The sequence below is a fragment of the Thauera phenylacetica B4P genome (assembly GCF_000310225.1).
GTDB classification, from domain to species: domain Bacteria; phylum Pseudomonadota; class Gammaproteobacteria; order Burkholderiales; family Rhodocyclaceae; genus Thauera; species Thauera phenylacetica.
In genome coordinates this window covers 1-5,122 of the sequence record NZ_AMXF01000268.1, presented here as the reverse complement: position 1 = coordinate 5,122, position 5,122 = coordinate 1, and the positions used below count along the sequence as shown (strand labels likewise).

Sequence of the window (5,122 nt, the reverse complement as noted above, 5' to 3'; positions counted from 1 at the left end):
CGCGCGGCCGCGGCGGGCCCGAGCCGCCAGGGCCCGCCGGGCGGCGACATCGACAAGTACCGCGCGGCGATCGCCGCCAAGGTGCGCGGCAACCTGTTGCGGCCGCCCGGCCTCTCCGGCAACCCGGAGGCGGTGTTCGAGGTCGACCAGCTGCCGAGCGGCGAGGTGCTCAACGTGCGCCTCAAGCGCTCCTCGGGCGTGCCCGCGCTCGACGAGGCCATCGAGCGCGCGATCCGGCGCTCGAGCCCGCTGCCGCTGCCGGACAACAAGAACCAGTTCGAGCGCACGCTCGAGCTGAAATTCCGTCCGCTGGCGGACGATTGAGTCCGTCATGTCTATAATCCGCGGCTGGAGAAAACCCCGCATGATCAAAACACTGCACGCATTCCGCCCCCTGCACGCGTTCCGCCTGTTCCTCGCCGGCCTGCTCGCCAGCCTCGCGCTCGGCGCACACGCCCAGCTCTCGATCGAGATCACCGGCACCGGCGCCTCGCGCTTCCCGGTCATCATCCCGATCTTCGAGAACGAGGGCCGCCTGCCGCAGAGCGTCACCGACGTCGTGCGCGCCGACCTCGAGCGCAGCGGCCTGTTCACCCTGATCGACACCGGCCCGCTGCCGATGCCCGAATCCGTTCCGCCCGACCTCGCCGCGGTGCGCGGCCGCGGCGCCGACGCGGTGCTCACCGGCAGCCTGATCCCGATGGCCGACGGGCGCTACGACGTGCGTTTCCGCCTCTTCGACGCGCACAAGCAGCAGGAGCTCGGCGCCATGTCGCTGCCGATGAGCCCGGCGCAGAACCGCCTGGTCGGCCACCGCATCGCCGACTTCGTGTACGAGAAGCTCACCGGCCTGCCGGGCTACTTCGCCACCCGCATCGCCTACGTGATCAAGTCCGGCCCCAACTTCGAGCTCCAGGTCGCCGACGCCGACGGCATGAACGCCGCCACCGCGCTGCGCTCGCGCGAGCCGATCATCTCGCCCTCGTGGTCGCCGGACGGCCAGCGCCTGGCCTACGTGTCCTTCGAGCAGAAGAAGCCGATCGTCTACGTGCACACGCTCGCCACCGGCCAGCGCCGCGTGGTCGCCAACTTCAAGGGCTCGAACTCGGCCCCGAGCTGGTCGCCCGACGGCAGCCAGCTCGCGGTGGTGCTCACCAAGGACGGCCAGTCGCAGCTGTACGCGATCGGCGCCGACGGCTCCGGCGTGCGTCGCCTCGCGCAATCCTCGGGCATCGACACCGAGCCCTTCTGGGGCGCCGACGGCCACATCTACTTCACCTCGGATCGCGGCGGCAGCCCGCAGATCTACCGCATTCCTGCCGGTGGCGGCAGCGCCCAGCGGGTGAGCTTCGAAGGCAACTACAACGTGTCGCCGCGCCTGTCGTTCGACGGCAAGCTGCTCGCCTTCATCACCCGCAACGCCGGCCGCTTCCAGGTGGCCGTGCAGGACGTCGCCACCCGGCAGACCACCATCCTCACCGATTCGGCACGCGACGAATCGCCCAGCTTCGCCCCCAATGGCCGCATGATCCTCTACGCCACCGACACCGGTGGCCGTGGCGTGCTGTCGGCGGTGTCGACCGACGGGCGCATCCGCCAGCGGCTCACGGTGCAGGCCGCCGATGTCCGCGAACCCGCCTGGGGTCCGCAGATCCGGTAACCATGAAGCGGCAACAAAGCCGCGCATCCCTCTCTGCTGTCATCAACACTCGTACTGGAGCATCACCCATGAAGAAACTCGTCCTCCCCGCGCTGCTCGCACTGACCCTGGCCGCCTGCTCGAGCACCGGCCCCGAGAACGGCGCCGCCTCGGTCCAGGACCGTGGCGCTGGCGTCGCCACCGTGACCGCCGGCAGCGCTTCGGGTAGCGGCATTGCGGCGCTGACCGACCCCAACAACATCCTGTCCAAGCGCAGCGTGTTCTTCGACTTCGACAGCTTCGTGATCAAGCAGGAAGCCCGTGCGCTGGTCGAAGCCCACGCCCGCTTCCTGGTGCAGAACCCGCAGATGAACATGCTCGTCCAGGGCAACACCGACGAGCGCGGCAGCCGCGAATACAACCTCGCCCTCGGCCAGAAGCGCGCCGACGTCGTCAAGCAGGCCCTCATGCTGCTGGGCGCCAAGGAATCGCAGATCGAGTCCGTGAGCCTGGGCGAAGAGAAGCCGCGCTGCGAAGACCGCACCGAGAACTGCTACGCCGAGAACCGTCGCGGCGACATGCTCTACACGGGCGAGTTCTAAGAGAGTCCCGACATGAAACGCCTTCTGCCGCTCGCCGCAGCGCTCGTCCTGATCCCGACCGCCCCGGTGCACGCCCAGCTCTTCGGGGGTGACACCGAGGCCCGCAACCAGGTCTTCCAGCTCCGCCAGGAAGTCCAGGGCCAGATCGAGACCACCAGCCGCGGCCAGCTCGAGCTCGCCATGCAGAACGAGCAGATGCGCGCCGAGCTGGCGCGCCTGCGTGGCCAGATCGAACTGCTGACCAACGAGGTGGAGACGCTCAAGCAGCGCCAGAAGGATTTCTACGTCGACCTCGACGCCCGCCTACGCCGGTTCGAATCCGGTGCGGCGGGCAACGCCTCCGCCGCCCCTGCTTCCGGGGATGCGGCGCCGGCGGCACCGGCCGCGGCCACAGCGCCCCCCCAGGCACCCGCGCCCGCACCGGCCCCCGCATCCGCGAACACCGAGTCCGCCGACTACCAGGGCGCGCTCGCGCTGCTCAAGAACGGCAAGCACAAGGACGCACAAACCGCGTTCGAGCGCTTCGTCGCCCGCTATCCCAACGGCAACTTCACCGCTGGCGCCCACTTCTGGGCCGGCAACTCCGCACTGCAGGCGCGCGACGTCGCCAGTGCGAACCGCCATTTCAAGACCGTGATCGACAAGTATCCCAAGGAGAACGTCGCCCCCGACGCCATGCTCGGCCTGGCCAACAGCCAGCAGGCGATGAACGACGCCGCCGGCGCCAGGCGCACCCTGCAGTCGCTGCTCGAGCGCTATCCGCAGAGCAACGCCGCCCAGGTCGCCCGCCAGCGCCTGAACGCGCGCTGACCCATGTCGGCGGTCGAGACGGCGCCGGCAACGGCCGTGCGCCTGCGCATCACCGAGATCTTCGCCTCGCTGCAGGGCGAATCCACCCGTGTCGGCCTGCCCACCGTGTTCGTGCGCCTCACCGGCTGCCCGCTGCGCTGCAGCTGGTGCGACACCGCCTACGCCTTCAGCGGAGGCGAGACCCGCACGCTCGACAACCTCCTCGCCGAGGTGGCCGGCCACGGCCTGCGCCACGTCTGCGTGACCGGCGGCGAGCCGCTCGCGCAGAAGGGCTGCCTCGCGCTGCTCGCCGCGCTGTGCGACGCCGGCCACGACGTGTCGCTGGAGACCAGCGGCGCGCTCGATATCGCCGGGGTCGATCCCCGCGTGTCGCGCATCATGGACCTCAAGGCCCCCGGCTCGGGCGAGCTCGCGCGCAACCGCCTGGAAAACCTCGCGCTGCTGAACGCTCGCGACGAGCTCAAGTTCGTGCTCGCCGACGCCGCCGACTACGCGTGGGCGAAACAGCAGATCGCCGAATACCGCCTCGCCGAATGCTGCACGGTGCTGCTGTCGCCGGTCGCCGGCGCGCTGGATCCTGCCGAGCTGGCCGGATGGATCGTGCGTGACCGCCTGCCGGTGCGCTTCCAGCTGCAGCTCCACAAGATCCTGTGGAACGACGCGCGCGGCCGCTGAGCGGCGCCGCTCCCGCCCGTCGGCGCCGTCCGCGCGCGGCGGGCAGCCCCACCCCGACCCGCCATCCGGAATGAGCCCGCAATGACCCGCCTCAACACCCCGCCCCGCGCCGTCGTGCTGCTCTCCGGCGGCCTCGACTCCGCCACCTGCCTCGCGATCGCGCGCGACATGGGCTTCGAGACCTATGCGCTGTCCGTCGCCTATGGCCAGCGCCACGCCGCCGAGCTCGCCGCCTCGAAGCGGGTGGCGCAGGTCCTGGGGGCACGCGAACACCGCACGGCCAGCGTCGAGCTCGGACAGTTCGGCGGCTCGGCGCTCACCGACCCCGGCATCGCGGTGCCGCTCGACCAGGACAACGCCGGCATCCCGGTGACCTACGTGCCGGCGCGCAACACGGTGATGCTGTCGATCGCGCTCGCCTGGGCCGAGGTGCTCGGTGCCAACGACATCTTCGTCGGCGTGAATGCGGTCGATTACTCCGGCTACCCGGACTGCCGGCCCGCCTTCATCGAGGCCTTCGAGCGCATGGCACGGCTCGCCACCAAGGTCGGCGTCGAGGGCGCGCAGCTGCGCATCCACGCGCCGCTGATCGAGCTCTCCAAGGCCGACATCATCCGCCGCGGAGTCGCCCTCGGCGTGGACTACGGCCTCACCGTCACCTGCTACCAGGCCGACGACGACGGCCGCGCCTGCGGCCGCTGCGAGGCCTGCCGCCTGCGCGCCGCCGGCTTCGCTGCGGCCGGCGTCGCCGACCCCACGCCCTACCAGGCGCCCTCGACCTGAGCCCCGGCCGCGCCATGGACCACGCCCTCGTCTCCGCCTCGACCATCGTCTGGCTCGGCTTCGCGATCGGCGCCGTGTTCGGCGCCTCCAGCCAGCGCACCAGCTTCTGCACCATGGGCGCGGTCTCCGACGCGGTGAACATCGGCGACTGGACGCGCATGCGGATGTGGGCGCTCGCCATCGCCGTCGCCATCCTCGGCACCGGCGCGCTGCAGGCGCTCGGCCTCTTCGATCCCGCCAGGACGATCTACACCGGCGCCCGCCTGCCCTGGCTGTCGCATCTCGTGGGCGGACTCGCCTTCGGCGTCGGCATGACGCTCGCCTCCGGCTGCGCCGGCAAGACCCTGATCCGCATCGGCGGCGGCAACCTCAAGTCGGTGGTGGTCTTCGTCTTCGTCGCCATCGGCGCCTCGATGACCCTGCGCGGGCTCACCGGCGTGTGGCGGGTCGAGTTCCTCGACCCGGTCGCGCTGCAGTTGCCCCACGCCCAGACCCTGCCCGCCTTCCTCGCCGCGGCCGGCATGGACGCAGGCAGCGCGCTGCTCGCCGCCAGCGCGCTCGCCGGCGGCGGCCTGCTCGCCTGGGTGTTGGCGAGCCGCGACGCGCGCCGCCC

Annotated in this window: 7 protein-coding genes; all 7 read left to right on the top strand. The window is 71.1% G+C overall.

Going from position 1 to position 5,122, the window contains the following annotated elements; translation table 11 throughout:
• Positions 1–324, top strand: a 324-nt coding sequence (locus C667_RS20085; protein WP_004379280.1) for an energy transducer TonB, incomplete at its 5' end; no start/stop codon positions are given.
• A 40-nt stretch (positions 325–364) separates the two neighbouring features.
• Positions 365–1,660, top strand: coding sequence for a Tol-Pal system beta propeller repeat protein TolB (gene tolB / locus C667_RS20080; protein WP_004379277.1), 1,296 nt, complete (start codon positions 365–367; stop codon positions 1,658–1,660).
• Positions 1,661–1,728: 68 nt separating this feature from the next.
• Positions 1,729–2,241 (top strand): peptidoglycan-associated lipoprotein Pal, encoded by a 513-nt coding sequence (pal, locus tag C667_RS20075; RefSeq protein WP_004379275.1) that lies wholly within the window; start codon positions 1,729–1,731, stop codon positions 2,239–2,241.
• A 12-nt stretch (positions 2,242–2,253) separates the two neighbouring features.
• The gene (gene ybgF / locus C667_RS20070; protein ID WP_004379273.1) at positions 2,254–3,051 is read left to right on the top strand and encodes a tol-pal system protein YbgF; all 798 of its coding nucleotides are present in this window, start codon (positions 2,254–2,256) and stop codon (positions 3,049–3,051) included.
• Positions 3,052–3,054: 3 nt separating this feature from the next.
• Entirely contained in the window at positions 3,055–3,726 is a 672-nt protein-coding gene (gene queE, locus C667_RS20065) for a 7-carboxy-7-deazaguanine synthase QueE (RefSeq protein ID WP_004379271.1), read from the top strand.
• A gap of 81 nt (positions 3,727–3,807) precedes the next feature.
• On the top strand, positions 3,808–4,509 hold the full coding sequence (queC, locus tag C667_RS20060) for a 7-cyano-7-deazaguanine synthase QueC (protein ID WP_004379269.1): 702 nt from the start codon (positions 3,808–3,810) through the stop codon (positions 4,507–4,509).
• Positions 4,510–4,523: 14 nt separating this feature from the next.
• Positions 4,524–5,122, top strand: a 599-nt coding sequence (locus tag C667_RS20055; protein WP_004379267.1) for a YeeE/YedE thiosulfate transporter family protein, incomplete at its 3' end; no start/stop codon positions are given.